Below are 16,218 nucleotides of genomic sequence, written 5' to 3' on the forward strand. Positions count from 1 at the left end.
TTTTTTACACTTTTAGGGCACTCATCTTTCTAGGATAAATGTATTAATTATTAAAGAATGGTTATAGATTAAGTGAATCATTTCTAAGAGATTCTAAAATTAACATAATACCAATTATACGAAATGCGTTATAATTATCCTTATAATTCAACGCTGTAGTTCCTAGTTGATAGCCCACCTTCCCCAAGGTGGGTTTTTTTTATGATTTTTCACGTTCCACGCCTATTATTTAAGCAATGTTTCACAACTTTGATTAGCTCAGTTGAATAATCCCCTTAGCCATTTGGCAAGAAAAACCGGCTTAACCACCCTCTTTTCGGCTGCTCCGGTTCAACATGTTCCGGTACTGGAATACGTTTATTTTCAGTCTGCTCTGGAGTAGTCAATCCGTCATGTTTCGGTTCAGGTTCTGACCGAGGATCCGTTGCTATATCTTGGCTAGGTTTCTGATCGGTAAACGTAGTCATATTGGTTTTTGGGGCTTCTAGCAGTCGTTGGATTGCTTCTATTTGATTGTCTTTTGCTTCTAGTTGTTCTCTTTGGAAAATTTCTCGTTCATGTGCAAGTTCCAGTTGTTTTTTTAGTATGTCTACCTGCTGTTTTAGCATGTCTACTTCTGTCTCTTTTTGTACCGCAGTAGACTGTAACGTGGTTACATCTCTATTTTTATTAGATGGTTCTCCAAATACACGTATTGCTTCCGATAGGTCTATTTTTCCATCACTATTTTTAGATAAATCACCTTTATTTATACGCTTATAGATACTCTGTCTGTTCATCCCATAGAGTTCAGCTAGCTCAATCACAGATAATGCTTTCATCATGTAACCTAAGTAAAAAGATGTATGCCAGTAGATATTATTTAAACATGTAACGTTACATTAGTAGTTTAACGATAGCCAACTTTTTCAAGCATTGGAGAAAACTCTTTTAGCTTTTCAGAGTCCTTAAGCATTTCTGCAATTCTTACTGCAAATTGAGGATAGCTTTCACTGCCTTCTGAATATTTACTCATTTCAGGAAGCTCAGAGAGCTTATTGGCAAATAAATGACGTTGAGGATCTGTCATTTTTTTTGAAAAGAGATCTAAATTCTCCGAGTGCTTTTTATTTTCACTTGATGCACTTCTAGTTTTTTTCTGTGTAAATGAAAAAGAGAAGCCTGATATTGAACGGCCCTTTTTATGCTGCTCATAACTAGCCTCAATATCTGTTTTTTCACTAATTTCTGTAATAGCTAAATCAAGGACCCTCGTCTTGAAGTGATCCATACGCTTATATTCATTAACGCCAATACCAAGCTGCTCTCTAAATGTCGCTAACTCGAATAAAGGTGTTTTTCCAACGGCTTTCCACTGAATCAGTAATTCGTATAGCCTTGCTGAATAGGTACTATTCAGTTGTGCTGTTTGGCTTAATAAATATTGAGTAAAGAAATCCTTAATTCCGTCAATTTTACTTATACCTTGTACAACAGCTAGTGTAAAAACTAACTCAATAGCACCTTCATCATCTAAGTACCTTACTTGCTGAATCCATCTGCTTTTTATTAATTTCCCGTTTTCATCAAAGAAACTAAATCTACGATTAAATAACGAGTCTTCAGCTTCTTTCATCCGTTGATAAGCATTTTGTCTGGTTGTTCCAAAAATTTCTGCATATCTCAGAGCATCTATTCGTAATGGTGTATCTGTACTTAAGCCTGTACCTGTATGCCTAGCATCAACAATAGCTAGTTGAACAATATGAAATTCTGATAAAGACAAAGTCTGGAAAGCTTGGTTTAAGCGATTTGTTTTTACAACTAATTCTTTTGACATGAGATTGATTAAAACATTGTTATACCCACAGATTATAACAATGTAGTTATAACCACAAATATTTATTTGAGGTTAGATGAAGCCATAGGGTAACTAAACGTGGGTAAGTGGTAACTAAACGTGGGTATATAGGTAACTAAACGTGGGTATATAGGTAACTAAACGTGGGTATATAGGTAACTAAACGTGGGTATATAAGATTATTAATTATTGAAATATATAAATTTATTCTGATCTAAAAGTATTTAAAAGCATTAAAAATAATTAAAAGCCCAGGATAAGAAAAATTGCCCTATGTTTTCGCTACGCTCAAACTCTATTGAACTTCGCTTACGCTCAGTTCGAAGGGGCAATTTTTGGCTTAAAATTTCGTGACTTTTTAAAAAAGAAAAGCAACTAGGAATTCGCTTCGCTCATAGAACTTTTCACTCGCTTCGCTCGACATAAAGCCACCGTAATCAGTTCGCACCCATTCGGGATGCTCTGATTCTGAGTTCTTGATACACAGGGGAGCCTGTAATCAGGGAAAAACAGGTGAAAAAATTTAGATCCCTGTAGTTCGCTCGTAGACACTCGCTAAATGCTCTCATTTGCGATTTAAGAGTTTTTTCTTAACTCAACTATAAATCTACTGTGGTTTAGCAAAACATCGCTAAAAACCCTATTTTTTTGCGTTTAAACAGCATTCACCAAGGTCGGTAATCGTTGTTATTTTCATTTTCTGGTTTTTTAGGCTCGTTTTTCTGCTGTTTTTCCAATTCTTGGCGTTTTAAAAATGCCAAATGTTCTCGTTCGTGTCTTTCTTGTTCATAGCGTTGTTCTTTTTGCTCTCGTTCTTTACGTAATTGCTCTCTAAATTCACTTTCTCTGCGATCATTTTCAATTCTTCGTTGGCGATCTACTTCCGCTTGGCTTACTTGCTGCATTCTTTCTTGTTCAATTTTGAGATCATCTGCCCGTTTTGCTTTAAGGAGGGGACTCATATCATCATTAAAATCATGTAGGGTATCGAATGAATGAACGTACTCTCGTTTTAGCTTCTGCCAAAACGTGGGTTTTATCGTTGGTCGTTCAATCCCATTATTTTCCAGTATCTCTGAGCATTGACCTAAGCGTTGGACGACATTCTCAATATCGTATTCTTTAGCAAGTTGTTCGACCTCGGTTGCGTATTCTCTCCAGTTTTCATTTTTTGCCTGTTCTACTGATTTTTCAGTCGCATAAAAATCAGGTTTTTTTATATCTCTGTAAGTATGATGGTAAGAGTCATAAAACAAATTATTGGTATGTAGGTAAAAATCGCTTTTGTTTTCTGCTAACCATCGTTTTGTCTTGGTGAGATTTGATTCAATCTGCTTTTGATTATCAGCAGCATTGCTTTGAATGGTGTAAAACTGATTGGCAAATTCTGCATAAATATCTTGGCACCGGATGAAGTCATCATATGCGTTGTCGATCTGTTGAACCTGTTGTTCTTGCAGGCGTTCTTCTTCTAGGTTGAGATTTACTAATTCTGCTAAAAGTTCTTTTTCTTCTGCTTCGGTTAACTGAAGTTCGTTTTCCAGCTGGGTAATCTGATCTTCTAATCGACTTGGAACAATAATTTCTTGATCAAGGCCCTTGATGATCTGTTGGTATTCTCGTGCAGCATCTAAATTTTTGGCTTTGATTGCATCATTTTCAAGTGCAATTCTTGGTAGCACAATTTCAGTGTTACGTTCTTCAAGCGGTCTTTTTTGTTCCTCGTCATATTGTCTGCGAAGTGCTGTAGCTTCATGCCCTTCATGATGGGTGGGTTCAAGGAAACCTAAGCCTTGATCTTTATAACTGCGGTGGTCGATGCGTTCATCTAGTCCAGCATTTTCCAATACTGTGTTTACAACATTGGCAAAAGTTGCTCGGCTGTCCTTCAGGATCTCGGGACCATGGTCGTTGAAGATTCTTTGTTTCTTTCCTAATTCGCCTTTTTCATTGATGAGTCTTGTCGTGAACATCATGTGTACGTGATAGTTTTTATTATTGGTTTCATCGTTATGTTCATGTGGTGCATGGATGCAGGCATCGACAATAACATTGTGCTTGTTCACAAAGTCTCGGCAAAAGTCATCAACGATTTTTATGCGTTCTGCATCTGTTAATTCATGTGGTAAAGCACAGATATATTCTTTGGCGAGTCGTGCATTGGCTTTCATTGAGCCATTGGCATTGAATTCTTTTTTTTCTACTGTATTCCAAAGTGTTTGACGGTCTAAAAGTTTTGTATTGGTATGTTCTGGTGCATAAATATTTTTGTATTCAAGTCCCTTTTTTTTAGTGTAGTCCTGAGTCTTTCCAAAAGTCAGATCCTCTAATTTTTCACAGGCACGATAAGCAGCACAAGCAACGGCTGAACGTCCGTCACTTCGTGAGATGTTGCTTTCATTCAAATGAAAAATTGCCACTTTAAAAACCTAAATTTCTGCATACCGTGGTTTTGATTTTTGCAACTTTGAAAAAGTTGCTGACCATGCTAAAGCGAGGTCATGGGGTACAGGGGTTTCCCCTGTCGCAACGTCCACTTTTGAATGAAATGATAAAAGTGGGTAAGTGCGCCCTTCGTTTCACTCCGGGAAAACTTCGCTTCGCTACGTTTGATATTGCTCGCTTTGTTTTTTGACTCTATGATGATGTTTGATTATTGATCATCACGGTTTAATACTATGTCAGATATTCAAGAAAAGAAAGATGCAGTTTTAAAGAAGCTCACTAAAGCACAGCAGAAGAAGTTATCTCTACAAGAGCAAATTGAGTATTTGAAAAAAGAACAAGAGCAGATCTTAGAACAGGCAAAACAGAAACAGAATGAGCTTAAACTTAAGCAGCAAAAACTTTTAAGTGAAGCCAAAGCTCAAGAACGGAAAAATGAAACTAGACGGAAAATTTTGCTTGGCGCTTGGGTTTTGAATAAATTTAAAAATGATGAATCTTTTAAACATCAATGGGCTGATTTTGAGCAGTTTTTAAGTGCGGAAAGTAAGACAGAAGAAAATAGACAGAAAGATAAAGAGCTTTTTAATGATCTTTTTAAGGGATAAGTTCTAAATTTCATATAAGAGATTTTATGTTAAATAAAGGTTAACTACTATGAAATGCTAATGTTTGTATTACAGGAGAGGTAGCTCAATTTGTTTGAACAACTAAAAGCTTATTTAAAGTTGAAATTGGCGTAAAATATATAAAACACTCACTTTGTTGAACTGGTATTTTAAGAATGCGAGATGGTATTTACTTCCTTGAATTTCAAGATAATTTTAATGATTTTGGTAATGGAGTTTTTGTAGTACAAAATAATATAATAAATGGTGGAAACTATGCATTTTCCTTTCAAGGTGAAATCATTAATCAAAAATCGAAAGTTATTATAAAACAACATGATAATAGTATAGAAAAAGCTATAAATGAAACTTTAAATGTATCTATTAAAAAGACGAATTATGATTATGAATTATTAGGGAGTATTACTAATAGACCTAATTTAGTCGTTTATATAAAAGCAAAATTTATAGGTGACTTATTTCTAAAATTAACATAATACACGTTATGCGAAGTCAAAAATGGGAGCTCTAAGCTCCCATTTTTAGTCTTTAATGCGCTTTTTCGCTTCGTCATAAACTATGCTGTCAGCTCGTTTCCCAACCGTAATGAGCAAGATAACTACCTGATCATCTTTAACTTGATAAACTAGTCGGACTCCAGCCTTTAATAATTTAATTTTGTAGCAACCTGCAAGATCACCTCTAAGCATATTCTTTGGAATATGTGGCTGCTCTATGACCTTGGCAAGTTTTTTCTTAAATTGATCTCTAATAGCACTAGGAAGCTTTTCCCATTCAGCTGTGAAGTCCTTATGACGTAAAAGCTTATAAGTCATCTAAAGTAATTTCCTCAAACATTTCTTTAGGATCATTAATACGTTTACGAACAATCGCTAATAGCTCGGTATCCTCTTCTGAGAGTAAGGCTTTTTGTACAGGGAGTTTCCCAGTCGCTGCAATGTATTCAAGGACATTTGTAAAAAACTCAGTAGGTGCAATACCTTGTTCTCTTAGAACTGAATAAGATTTTTCTTTAAGGGCTTCATCGACCCTGAAGTTAACAGTAGCCATTATTTTTCCCATTTATTGAATGCATAGGAATATTGTAATGCAATTTGCATTACGTGGCTAGTTCGTATAATCCGTATTATGTTAATTTCAGAGAAACTATTACAAATAGAATATTACTTTTATATTCTCAAATGAGCCGCTATCTTTCTTAAAAAATACTATAAATAACTGTTATTACTGATTATTATTTTTTAAATCAGGGCGAATTTTATAAATATTATTTTGGAGTTCAAAAATATGACTGAGAGCTTTTCCTATCAGTAAGATATTTTCTCTATTTTCTAGTGATGGATCTGATTGAATCTTACTAGGAATACTGTCTAATAATATTGCAGCTTGATACAAATCATCATTTATTTTTTTTAATTGATCCATTTTTCTCTTCTATATATGTTGGTAAGGATCCCAATCATATTACATTGAGATCCTGATTTATTAGGCCGTGGTATATCTTGTTGTAGCTTCTCTAGTTTCTGAACTAAAAAGGTTTAATAATCTATCCGATGATGGTACAGGAAGATTTGGTGGATTCCAATCACCTGTAGTGATGCATGTATTTAAAGAGTTTCCACACTCTGACATTCCACCGCTACCAGCAGACCCATAGACATCAATACAGTCTGCATAATATTCTGCACACATCACAATTCTTTCGTTAAATAATATGAAGGCGTTGTAGGATCATATGCAAGAGCAAGACTACTAGTTATTATTGTACTAATTAGAACTATTTTTTTTAAGAACATAAGAAAATTGCAAAAGTGCATATTCTAAAAGCGGACATTTTTACTTTGGAGAAACCGGACATTTCTATTTTGGAGTTACATCTAAGTTTCGTATAACCGCCATTATGTTAAATGGAGGTTAGATTGGTGGAAAACTCCAGTTTTTGAAACTTCAAATAGAAGCTCTTTCGTTCAATTAGTAATTGTAATTTCTATATAAATTTATATTCTATTGAATAATTATTTCATAAATTCTCCTATCATATTTGGCTGCATATGTAGCTACTTCTTGATTAATCTTTTTATGACTTTTATCTACATATGAAAAGATTATTGAATCCTCATTATGCTGCTCATAGTTGATGGCGTATTTATATTCCGAATAAGGATAAAGAGTACCTAAGCTATAAGTTTTTTGAGCACTGATATAAGTTATTTTAAGATCTGTGATTGGGGCATTGGTCCAATTTTTAATAGAAATATATCCATTCTTTTCTAATGGTTGGCATCCTATAATTAAAACTAATGCAAGACAGTAAAATAGGCTATTCTTCATTTTGGTAGTTCTGTTCAATTGGTCTTATGAGTCGACTAATAACTATAACTTTTGAGGTATCACAGCTAGGATCTACTTCAGTTATCCAAGAATAATTATTTTTTTCTAGAGGATAGGATTCTCCGCCTCCATATGCTGCTTTATCACCTAAAAAATAAGTATCCGAATCTACCTTTAGGCTCTTAGTTTCCATATCCCAATCTAGAGTTTTTGTAGCAAAAATTGGCAGAACTTTAGATCCATCAGCATGTTCTAGGTATAGGCATTTACCTTCCCTAATAAGCTTAGCCTCACTATAACTTGCATTATCTGCTCCCCCCGTATATTGAATACGTGGAACAACTATATTTGATTCAATTTTTTCTGTAACTGGACTACAGGCTGCAAGTAAACTTAATAAAATAAATTCTAATCTTTTCATATTAAAGGAATTTTTTTATAAAATCATAATAGAGAAATTAAAGCAAATTATTCCAAAAGGCTCTGATTAAAAATTGTTAAAATTAATAGATATATGAGATAAAATTATGAAAAAATTTTTATATTTTAATTTCTTAGCAATTATTTTGACCTACGTATCTTTGCTTTATCAAAAAAATATATTAGTTGACCGCATAGTTGTAGATAAGCTTGGAGAAGTTGAAGTCATAGCTGGGGGATTTCCTCTACAGTTCCTTATAGATGGTGAAACCTCTCCAGTCGGAAGTATAAGTATCAATCCTTTATTTATTTTCATCGGCATGGATCAATTTGTTTTTCTCAATTTTTTTATTGATTATTTATTTTGGATAAGTATTTTATTTGCTTTTTCTATGATTGTGAAAAAGTACAGAATTGTATAGATCTCCTAAAATTAACATAATACCAATTATACGAAATGCGTTATAATTATCCTTATAATTCAACGCTGTAGTTCCTAGTTGATAGCCCACCTTCCCCAAGGTGGGTTTTTTTTATGATTTTTCACGTTCCACGCCTATTATTTAAGCAATGTTTCACAACTTTGATTAGCTCAGTTGAATAATCCCCTTAGCCATTTGGCAAGAAAAACCGGCTTAACCACCCTCTTTTCGGCTGCTCCGGTTCAACATGTTCCGGTACTGGAATACGTTTATTTTCAGTCTGCTCTGGAGTAGTCAATCCGTCATGTTTCGGTTCAGGTTCTGACCGAGGATCCGTTGCTATATCTTGGCTAGGTTTCTGATCGGTAAACGTAGTCATATTGGTTTTTGGGGCTTCTAGCAGTCGTTGGATTGCTTCTATTTGATTGTCTTTTGCTTCTAGTTGTTCTCTTTGGAAAATTTCTCGTTCATGTGCAAGTTCCAGTTGTTTTTTTAGTATGTCTACCTGCTGTTTTAGCATGTCTACTTCTGTCTCTTTTTGTACCGCAGTAGACTGTAACGTGGTTACATCTCTATTTTTATTAGATGGTTCTCCAAATACACGTATTGCTTCCGATAGGTCTATTTTTCCATCACTATTTTTAGATAAATCACCTTTATTTATACGCTTATAGATACTCTGTCTGTTCATCCCATAGAGTTCAGCTAGCTCAATCACAGATAATGCTTTCATCATGTAACCTAAGTAAAAAGATGTATGCCAGTAGATATTATTTAAACATGTAACGTTACATTAGTAGTTTAACGATAGCCAACTTTTTCAAGCATTGGAGAAAACTCTTTTAGCTTTTCAGAGTCCTTAAGCATTTCTGCAATTCTTACTGCAAATTGAGGATAGCTTTCACTGCCTTCTGAATATTTACTCATTTCAGGAAGCTCAGAGAGCTTATTGGCAAATAAATGACGTTGAGGATCTGTCATTTTTTTTGAAAAGAGATCTAAATTCTCCGAGTGCTTTTTATTTTCACTTGATGCACTTCTAGTTTTTTTCTGTGTAAATGAAAAAGAGAAGCCTGATATTGAACGGCCCTTTTTATGCTGCTCATAACTAGCCTCAATATCTGTTTTTTCACTAATTTCTGTAATAGCTAAATCAAGGACCCTCGTCTTGAAGTGATCCATACGCTTATATTCATTAACGCCAATACCAAGCTGCTCTCTAAATGTCGCTAACTCGAATAAAGGTGTTTTTCCAACGGCTTTCCACTGAATCAGTAATTCGTATAGCCTTGCTGAATAGGTACTATTCAGTTGTGCTGTTTGGCTTAATAAATATTGAGTAAAGAAATCCTTAATTCCGTCAATTTTACTTATACCTTGTACAACAGCTAGTGTAAAAACTAACTCAATAGCACCTTCATCATCTAAGTACCTTACTTGCTGAATCCATCTGCTTTTTATTAATTTCCCGTTTTCATCAAAGAAACTAAATCTACGATTAAATAACGAGTCTTCAGCTTCTTTCATCCGTTGATAAGCATTTTGTCTGGTTGTTCCAAAAATTTCTGCATATCTCAGAGCATCTATTCGTAATGGTGTATCTGTACTTAAGCCTGTACCTGTATGCCTAGCATCAACAATAGCTAGTTGAACAATATGAAATTCTGATAAAGACAAAGTCTGGAAAGCTTGGTTTAAGCGATTTGTTTTTACAACTAATTCTTTTGACATGAGATTGATTAAAACATTGTTATACCCACAGATTATAACAATGTAGTTATAACCACAAATATTTATTTGAGGTTAGATGAAGCCATAGGGTAACTAAACGTGGGTAAGTGGTAACTAAACGTGGGTATATAGGTAACTAAACGTGGGTATATAGGTAACTAAACGTGGGTATATAGGTAACTAAACGTGGGTATATAAGATTATTAATTATTGAAATATATAAATTTATTCTGATCTAAAAGTATTTAAAAGCATTAAAAATAATTAAAAGCCCAGGATAAGAAAAATTGCCCTATGTTTTCGCTACGCTCAAACTCTATTGAACTTCGCTTACGCTCAGTTCGAAGGGGCAATTTTTGGCTTAAAATTTCGTGACTTTTTAAAAAAGAAAAGCAACTAGGAATTCGCTTCGCTCATAGAACTTTTCACTCGCTTCGCTCGACATAAAGCCACCGTAATCAGTTCGCACCCATTCGGGATGCTCTGATTCTGAGTTCTTGATACACAGGGGAGCCTGTAATCAGGGAAAAACAGGTGAAAAAATTTAGATCCCTGTAGTTCGCTCGTAGACACTCGCTAAATGCTCTCATTTGCGATTTAAGAGTTTTTTCTTAACTCAACTATAAATCTACTGTGGTTTAGCAAAACATCGCTAAAAACCCTATTTTTTTGCGTTTAAACAGCATTCACCAAGGTCGGTAATCGTTGTTATTTTCATTTTCTGGTTTTTTAGGCTCGTTTTTCTGCTGTTTTTCCAATTCTTGGCGTTTTAAAAATGCCAAATGTTCTCGTTCGTGTCTTTCTTGTTCATAGCGTTGTTCTTTTTGCTCTCGTTCTTTACGTAATTGCTCTCTAAATTCACTTTCTCTGCGATCATTTTCAATTCTTCGTTGGCGATCTACTTCCGCTTGGCTTACTTGCTGCATTCTTTCTTGTTCAATTTTGAGATCATCTGCCCGTTTTGCTTTAAGGAGGGGACTCATATCATCATTAAAATCATGTAGGGTATCGAATGAATGAACGTACTCTCGTTTTAGCTTCTGCCAAAACGTGGGTTTTATCGTTGGTCGTTCAATCCCATTATTTTCCAGTATCTCTGAGCATTGACCTAAGCGTTGGACGACATTCTCAATATCGTATTCTTTAGCAAGTTGTTCGACCTCGGTTGCGTATTCTCTCCAGTTTTCATTTTTTGCCTGTTCTACTGATTTTTCAGTCGCATAAAAATCAGGTTTTTTTATATCTCTGTAAGTATGATGGTAAGAGTCATAAAACAAATTATTGGTATGTAGGTAAAAATCGCTTTTGTTTTCTGCTAACCATCGTTTTGTCTTGGTGAGATTTGATTCAATCTGCTTTTGATTATCAGCAGCATTGCTTTGAATGGTGTAAAACTGATTGGCAAATTCTGCATAAATATCTTGGCACCGGATGAAGTCATCATATGCGTTGTCGATCTGTTGAACCTGTTGTTCTTGCAGGCGTTCTTCTTCTAGGTTGAGATTTACTAATTCTGCTAAAAGTTCTTTTTCTTCTGCTTCGGTTAACTGAAGTTCGTTTTCCAGCTGGGTAATCTGATCTTCTAATCGACTTGGAACAATAATTTCTTGATCAAGGCCCTTGATGATCTGTTGGTATTCTCGTGCAGCATCTAAATTTTTGGCTTTGATTGCATCATTTTCAAGTGCAATTCTTGGTAGCACAATTTCAGTGTTACGTTCTTCAAGCGGTCTTTTTTGTTCCTCGTCATATTGTCTGCGAAGTGCTGTAGCTTCATGCCCTTCATGATGGGTGGGTTCAAGGAAACCTAAGCCTTGATCTTTATAACTGCGGTGGTCGATGCGTTCATCTAGTCCAGCATTTTCCAATACTGTGTTTACAACATTGGCAAAAGTTGCTCGGCTGTCCTTCAGGATCTCGGGACCATGGTCGTTGAAGATTCTTTGTTTCTTTCCTAATTCGCCTTTTTCATTGATGAGTCTTGTCGTGAACATCATGTGTACGTGATAGTTTTTATTATTGGTTTCATCGTTATGTTCATGTGGTGCATGGATGCAGGCATCGACAATAACATTGTGCTTGTTCACAAAGTCTCGGCAAAAGTCATCAACGATTTTTATGCGTTCTGCATCTGTTAATTCATGTGGTAAAGCACAGATATATTCTTTGGCGAGTCGTGCATTGGCTTTCATTGAGCCATTGGCATTGAATTCTTTTTTTTCTACTGTATTCCAAAGTGTTTGACGGTCTAAAAGTTTTGTATTGGTATGTTCTGGTGCATAAATATTTTTGTATTCAAGTCCCTTTTTTTTAGTGTAGTCCTGAGTCTTTCCAAAAGTCAGATCCTCTAATTTTTCACAGGCACGATAAGCAGCACAAGCAACGGCTGAACGTCCGTCACTTCGTGAGATGTTGCTTTCATTCAAATGAAAAATTGCCACTTTAAAAACCTAAATTTCTGCATACCGTGGTTTTGATTTTTGCAACTTTGAAAAAGTTGCTGACCATGCTAAAGCGAGGTCATGGGGTACAGGGGTTTCCCCTGTCGCAACGTCCACTTTTGAATGAAATGATAAAAGTGGGTAAGTGCGCCCTTCGTTTCACTCCGGGAAAACTTCGCTTCGCTACGTTTGATATTGCTCGCTTTGTTTTTTGACTCTATGATGATGTTTGATTATTGATCATCACGGTTTAATACTATGTCAGATATTCAAGAAAAGAAAGATGCAGTTTTAAAGAAGCTCACTAAAGCACAGCAGAAGAAGTTATCTCTACAAGAGCAAATTGAGTATTTGAAAAAAGAACAAGAGCAGATCTTAGAACAGGCAAAACAGAAACAGAATGAGCTTAAACTTAAGCAGCAAAAACTTTTAAGTGAAGCCAAAGCTCAAGAACGGAAAAATGAAACTAGACGGAAAATTTTGCTTGGCGCTTGGGTTTTGAATAAATTTAAAAATGATGAATCTTTTAAACATCAATGGGCTGATTTTGAGCAGTTTTTAAGTGCGGAAAGTAAGACAGAAGAAAATAGACAGAAAGATAAAGAGCTTTTTAATGATCTTTTTAAGGGATAAGTTCTAAATTTCATATAAGAGATTTTATGTTAAATAAAGGTTAACTACTATGAAATGCTAATGTTTGTATTACAGGAGAGGTAGCTCAATTTGTTTGAACAACTAAAAGCTTATTTAAAGTTGAAATTGGCGTAAAATATATAAAACACTCACTTTGTTGAACTGGTATTTTAAGAATGCGAGATGGTATTTACTTCCTTGAATTTCAAGATAATTTTAATGATTTTGGTAATGGAGTTTTTGTAGTACAAAATAATATAATAAATGGTGGAAACTATGCATTTTCCTTTCAAGGTGAAATCATTAATCAAAAATCGAAAGTTATTATAAAACAACATGATAATAGTATAGAAAAAGCTATAAATGAAACTTTAAATGTATCTATTAAAAAGACGAATTATGATTATGAATTATTAGGGAGTATTACTAATAGACCTAATTTAGTCGTTTATATAAAAGCAAAATTTATAGGTGACTTATTTCTAAAATTAACATAATACACGTTATGCGAAGTCAAAAATGGGAGCTCTAAGCTCCCATTTTTAGTCTTTAATGCGCTTTTTCGCTTCGTCATAAACTATGCTGTCAGCTCGTTTCCCAACCGTAATGAGCAAGATAACTACCTGATCATCTTTAACTTGATAAACTAGTCGGACTCCAGCCTTTAATAATTTAATTTTGTAGCAACCTGCAAGATCACCTCTAAGCATATTCTTTGGAATATGTGGCTGCTCTATGACCTTGGCAAGTTTTTTCTTAAATTGATCTCTAATAGCACTAGGAAGCTTTTCCCATTCAGCTGTGAAGTCCTTATGACGTAAAAGCTTATAAGTCATCTAAAGTAATTTCCTCAAACATTTCTTTAGGATCATTAATACGTTTACGAACAATCGCTAATAGCTCGGTATCCTCTTCTGAGAGTAAGGCTTTTTGTACAGGGAGTTTCCCAGTCGCTGCAATGTATTCAAGGACATTTGTAAAAAACTCAGTAGGTGCAATACCTTGTTCTCTTAGAACTGAATAAGATTTTTCTTTAAGGGCTTCATCGACCCTGAAGTTAACAGTAGCCATTATTTTTCCCATTTATTGAATGCATAGGAATATTGTAATGCAATTTGCATTACGTGGCTAGTTCGTATAATCCGTATTATGTTAATTTCAGAGAAACTATTACAAATAGAATATTACTTTTATATTCTCAAATGAGCCGCTATCTTTCTTAAAAAATACTATAAATAACTGTTATTACTGATTATTATTTTTTAAATCAGGGCGAATTTTATAAATATTATTTTGGAGTTCAAAAATATGACTGAGAGCTTTTCCTATCAGTAAGATATTTTCTCTATTTTCTAGTGATGGATCTGATTGAATCTTACTAGGAATACTGTCTAATAATATTGCAGCTTGATACAAATCATCATTTATTTTTTTTAATTGATCCATTTTTCTCTTCTATATATGTTGGTAAGGATCCCAATCATATTACATTGAGATCCTGATTTATTAGGCCGTGGTATATCTTGTTGTAGCTTCTCTAGTTTCTGAACTAAAAAGGTTTAATAATCTATCCGATGATGGTACAGGAAGATTTGGTGGATTCCAATCACCTGTAGTGATGCATGTATTTAAAGAGTTTCCACACTCTGACATTCCACCGCTACCAGCAGACCCATAGACATCAATACAGTCTGCATAATATTCTGCACACATCACAATTCTTTCGTTAAATAATATGAAGGCGTTGTAGGATCATATGCAAGAGCAAGACTACTAGTTATTATTGTACTAATTAGAACTATTTTTTTTAAGAACATAAGAAAATTGCAAAAGTGCATATTCTAAAAGCGGACATTTTTACTTTGGAGAAACCGGACATTTCTATTTTGGAGTTACATCTAAGTTTCGTATAACCGCCATTATGTTAAATGGAGGTTAGATTGGTGGAAAACTCCAGTTTTTGAAACTTCAAATAGAAGCTCTTTCGTTCAATTAGTAATTGTAATTTCTATATAAATTTATATTCTATTGAATAATTATTTCATAAATTCTCCTATCATATTTGGCTGCATATGTAGCTACTTCTTGATTAATCTTTTTATGACTTTTATCTACATATGAAAAGATTATTGAATCCTCATTATGCTGCTCATAGTTGATGGCGTATTTATATTCCGAATAAGGATAAAGAGTACCTAAGCTATAAGTTTTTTGAGCACTGATATAAGTTATTTTAAGATCTGTGATTGGGGCATTGGTCCAATTTTTAATAGAAATATATCCATTCTTTTCTAATGGTTGGCATCCTATAATTAAAACTAATGCAAGACAGTAAAATAGGCTATTCTTCATTTTGGTAGTTCTGTTCAATTGGTCTTATGAGTCGACTAATAACTATAACTTTTGAGGTATCACAGCTAGGATCTACTTCAGTTATCCAAGAATAATTATTTTTTTCTAGAGGATAGGATTCTCCGCCTCCATATGCTGCTTTATCACCTAAAAAATAAGTATCCGAATCTACCTTTAGGCTCTTAGTTTCCATATCCCAATCTAGAGTTTTTGTAGCAAAAATTGGCAGAACTTTAGATCCATCAGCATGTTCTAGGTATAGGCATTTACCTTCCCTAATAAGCTTAGCCTCACTATAACTTGCATTATCTGCTCCCCCCGTATATTGAATACGTGGAACAACTATATTTGATTCAATTTTTTCTGTAACTGGACTACAGGCTGCAAGTAAACTTAATAAAATAAATTCTAATCTTTTCATATTAAAGGAATTTTTTTATAAAATCATAATAGAGAAATTAAAGCAAATTATTCCAAAAGGCTCTGATTAAAAATTGTTAAAATTAATAGATATATGAGATAAAATTATGAAAAAATTTTTATATTTTAATTTCTTAGCAATTATTTTGACCTACGTATCTTTGCTTTATCAAAAAAATATATTAGTTGACCGCATAGTTGTAGATAAGCTTGGAGAAGTTGAAGTCATAGCTGGGGGATTTCCTCTACAGTTCCTTATAGATGGTGAAACCTCTCCAGTCGGAAGTATAAGTATCAATCCTTTATTTATTTTCATCGGCATGGATCAATTTGTTTTTCTCAATTTTTTTATTGATTATTTATTTTGGATAAGTATTTTATTTGCTTTTTCTATGATTGTGAAAAAGTACAGAATTGTATAGATCTCCTAAAATTAACATAATACCAATTATACGAAATGCTCTAAATTATTTGTTTTAATTCAATAGTTTATTTCGTATTGAAAAGCCCAACTCAGCTGAGTTGGGCTTTTTTGTGGATTTTTCATGTTCCAC

Annotated in this window: 22 protein-coding genes; 6 read left to right on the forward strand and 16 right to left on the reverse strand. The window is 34.1% G+C overall.

Annotated elements, in window-relative coordinates; genetic code table 11:
- Positions 1–275: 275 nt before the first annotated feature.
- From FTV37_RS15325 to mobQ (FTV37_RS15335), 3 genes are all read right to left on the reverse strand, one after another.
- On the reverse strand, positions 276–821 hold the full coding sequence (locus tag FTV37_RS15325) for a plasmid replication DNA-binding protein (protein ID WP_171319338.1): 546 nt from the start codon (positions 819–821) through the stop codon (positions 276–278).
- 68 nt (positions 822–889) lie between these two features.
- On the reverse strand, positions 890–1,819 hold the full coding sequence (gene repM, locus FTV37_RS15330; RefSeq protein ID WP_111886115.1) for a replication initiation protein RepM: 930 nt from the start codon (positions 1,817–1,819) through the stop codon (positions 890–892).
- Positions 1,820–2,505: 686 nt separating this feature from the next.
- Positions 2,506–4,260 carry a MobQ family relaxase gene (mobQ, locus tag FTV37_RS15335; protein WP_373683589.1) on the reverse strand — a complete coding sequence of 585 codons (1,755 nt, stop codon included), beginning with the start codon at positions 4,258–4,260 and terminating at the stop codon, positions 2,506–2,508.
- A gap of 258 nt (positions 4,261–4,518) precedes the next feature.
- Between mobQ (FTV37_RS15335) and FTV37_RS15340 the strand changes: the two genes are divergently transcribed.
- Together FTV37_RS15340 and FTV37_RS15345 are read left to right on the forward strand one after the other, a co-directional pair.
- On the forward strand, positions 4,519–4,893 hold the full coding sequence (locus FTV37_RS15340; RefSeq protein ID WP_086322809.1) for a hypothetical protein: 375 nt from the start codon (positions 4,519–4,521) through the stop codon (positions 4,891–4,893).
- Between the two features lie 176 nt (positions 4,894–5,069).
- Positions 5,070–5,390 carry a GrlR family regulatory protein gene (locus tag FTV37_RS15345; protein WP_179997607.1) on the forward strand — a complete coding sequence of 107 codons (321 nt, stop codon included), beginning with the start codon at positions 5,070–5,072 and terminating at the stop codon, positions 5,388–5,390.
- A 45-nt stretch (positions 5,391–5,435) separates the two neighbouring features.
- Here FTV37_RS15345 and FTV37_RS15350 read toward each other — a convergent pair whose 3' ends face one another.
- The 5 genes from FTV37_RS15350 to FTV37_RS15370 all read right to left on the reverse strand — a co-directional run bounded on the left by FTV37_RS15350 (position 5,436) and on the right by FTV37_RS15370 (position 7,666).
- Positions 5,436–5,729, reverse strand: coding sequence for a type II toxin-antitoxin system RelE/ParE family toxin (locus tag FTV37_RS15350; RefSeq protein WP_074947749.1), 294 nt, complete (start codon positions 5,727–5,729; stop codon positions 5,436–5,438).
- Positions 5,719–5,964: a type II toxin-antitoxin system RelB/DinJ family antitoxin gene (locus FTV37_RS15355; RefSeq protein ID WP_111885987.1), complete on the reverse strand. Its 246-nt coding sequence runs from the start codon at positions 5,962–5,964 to the stop codon at positions 5,719–5,721. Before FTV37_RS15355 ends, FTV37_RS15350 begins: the two co-directional genes overlap by 11 nt.
- A 174-nt stretch (positions 5,965–6,138) precedes the next feature.
- The gene (locus FTV37_RS15360; RefSeq protein WP_163146734.1) at positions 6,139–6,339 is read right to left on the reverse strand and encodes a hypothetical protein; all 201 of its coding nucleotides are present in this window, start codon (positions 6,337–6,339) and stop codon (positions 6,139–6,141) included.
- Between the two features lie 579 nt (positions 6,340–6,918).
- Positions 6,919–7,245 (reverse strand): hypothetical protein, encoded by a 327-nt coding sequence (locus FTV37_RS15365; RefSeq protein WP_005108845.1) that lies wholly within the window; start codon positions 7,243–7,245, stop codon positions 6,919–6,921.
- Positions 7,235–7,666, reverse strand: coding sequence for a hypothetical protein (locus tag FTV37_RS15370; RefSeq protein ID WP_005108844.1), 432 nt, complete (start codon positions 7,664–7,666; stop codon positions 7,235–7,237). Before FTV37_RS15370 ends, FTV37_RS15365 begins: the two co-directional genes overlap by 11 nt.
- 106 nt (positions 7,667–7,772) lie before the next feature.
- Between FTV37_RS15370 and FTV37_RS15375 the strand changes: the two genes are divergently transcribed.
- Positions 7,773–8,087 carry a hypothetical protein gene (locus tag FTV37_RS15375; RefSeq protein ID WP_005108843.1) on the forward strand — a complete coding sequence of 105 codons (315 nt, stop codon included), beginning with the start codon at positions 7,773–7,775 and terminating at the stop codon, positions 8,085–8,087.
- A gap of 187 nt (positions 8,088–8,274) precedes the next feature.
- Here FTV37_RS15375 and FTV37_RS15380 read toward each other — a convergent pair whose 3' ends face one another.
- From FTV37_RS15380 to mobQ (FTV37_RS15390), 3 genes are all read right to left on the reverse strand, one after another.
- A complete protein-coding gene (locus FTV37_RS15380; RefSeq protein WP_171319338.1) occupies positions 8,275–8,820 on the reverse strand; it encodes a plasmid replication DNA-binding protein in 546 nt (181 codons plus the stop codon).
- 68 nt (positions 8,821–8,888) lie between these two features.
- Positions 8,889–9,818, reverse strand: coding sequence for a replication initiation protein RepM (gene repM, locus FTV37_RS15385; RefSeq protein ID WP_111886115.1), 930 nt, complete (start codon positions 9,816–9,818; stop codon positions 8,889–8,891).
- Between the two features lie 686 nt (positions 9,819–10,504).
- Complete coding sequence (gene mobQ / locus FTV37_RS15390; protein WP_373683589.1) at positions 10,505–12,259, reverse strand: MobQ family relaxase; 1,755 nt, start codon at positions 12,257–12,259, stop codon at positions 10,505–10,507.
- A 258-nt stretch (positions 12,260–12,517) separates the two neighbouring features.
- Here mobQ (FTV37_RS15390) and FTV37_RS15395 point away from each other — a divergent pair, with 258 nt between their 5' ends.
- Both FTV37_RS15395 and FTV37_RS15400 read left to right on the forward strand, forming a co-directional pair.
- Complete coding sequence (locus FTV37_RS15395) at positions 12,518–12,892, forward strand: hypothetical protein (protein ID WP_086322809.1); 375 nt, start codon at positions 12,518–12,520, stop codon at positions 12,890–12,892.
- A gap of 176 nt (positions 12,893–13,068) precedes the next feature.
- The gene (locus tag FTV37_RS15400) at positions 13,069–13,389 is read left to right on the forward strand and encodes a GrlR family regulatory protein (RefSeq protein ID WP_179997607.1); all 321 of its coding nucleotides are present in this window, start codon (positions 13,069–13,071) and stop codon (positions 13,387–13,389) included.
- A 45-nt stretch (positions 13,390–13,434) separates the two neighbouring features.
- Here the strand turns inward: FTV37_RS15400 and FTV37_RS15405 are convergent, their stop codons facing one another.
- The 5 genes from FTV37_RS15405 to FTV37_RS15425 form a co-directional block, all read right to left on the reverse strand.
- Positions 13,435–13,728: a type II toxin-antitoxin system RelE/ParE family toxin gene (locus FTV37_RS15405; RefSeq protein WP_074947749.1), complete on the reverse strand. Its 294-nt coding sequence runs from the start codon at positions 13,726–13,728 to the stop codon at positions 13,435–13,437.
- Complete coding sequence (locus tag FTV37_RS15410; protein ID WP_111885987.1) at positions 13,718–13,963, reverse strand: type II toxin-antitoxin system RelB/DinJ family antitoxin; 246 nt, start codon at positions 13,961–13,963, stop codon at positions 13,718–13,720. Before FTV37_RS15410 ends, FTV37_RS15405 begins: the two co-directional genes overlap by 11 nt.
- Positions 13,964–14,137: 174 nt before the next feature.
- Entirely contained in the window at positions 14,138–14,338 is a 201-nt protein-coding gene (locus FTV37_RS15415; RefSeq protein ID WP_163146734.1) for a hypothetical protein, read from the reverse strand.
- 579 nt (positions 14,339–14,917) lie between these two features.
- Positions 14,918–15,244 (reverse strand): hypothetical protein, encoded by a 327-nt coding sequence (locus FTV37_RS15420; protein WP_005108845.1) that lies wholly within the window; start codon positions 15,242–15,244, stop codon positions 14,918–14,920.
- Entirely contained in the window at positions 15,234–15,665 is a 432-nt protein-coding gene (locus FTV37_RS15425; protein ID WP_005108844.1) for a hypothetical protein, read from the reverse strand. The genes FTV37_RS15420 and FTV37_RS15425 overlap by 11 nt, the downstream gene beginning before the upstream one ends.
- A 106-nt stretch (positions 15,666–15,771) precedes the next feature.
- On the opposite strand from FTV37_RS15425, the gene FTV37_RS15430 reads away from it, so the two are divergent.
- On the forward strand, positions 15,772–16,086 hold the full coding sequence (locus FTV37_RS15430; RefSeq protein ID WP_005108843.1) for a hypothetical protein: 315 nt from the start codon (positions 15,772–15,774) through the stop codon (positions 16,084–16,086).
- The last annotated feature ends 132 nt before the right edge of the window (positions 16,087–16,218 follow it).

This window comes from Acinetobacter sp. YH16042 (genome assembly GCF_013417245.1).
In the GTDB taxonomy this organism is placed as follows: domain Bacteria; phylum Pseudomonadota; class Gammaproteobacteria; order Pseudomonadales; family Moraxellaceae; genus Acinetobacter; species Acinetobacter amyesii.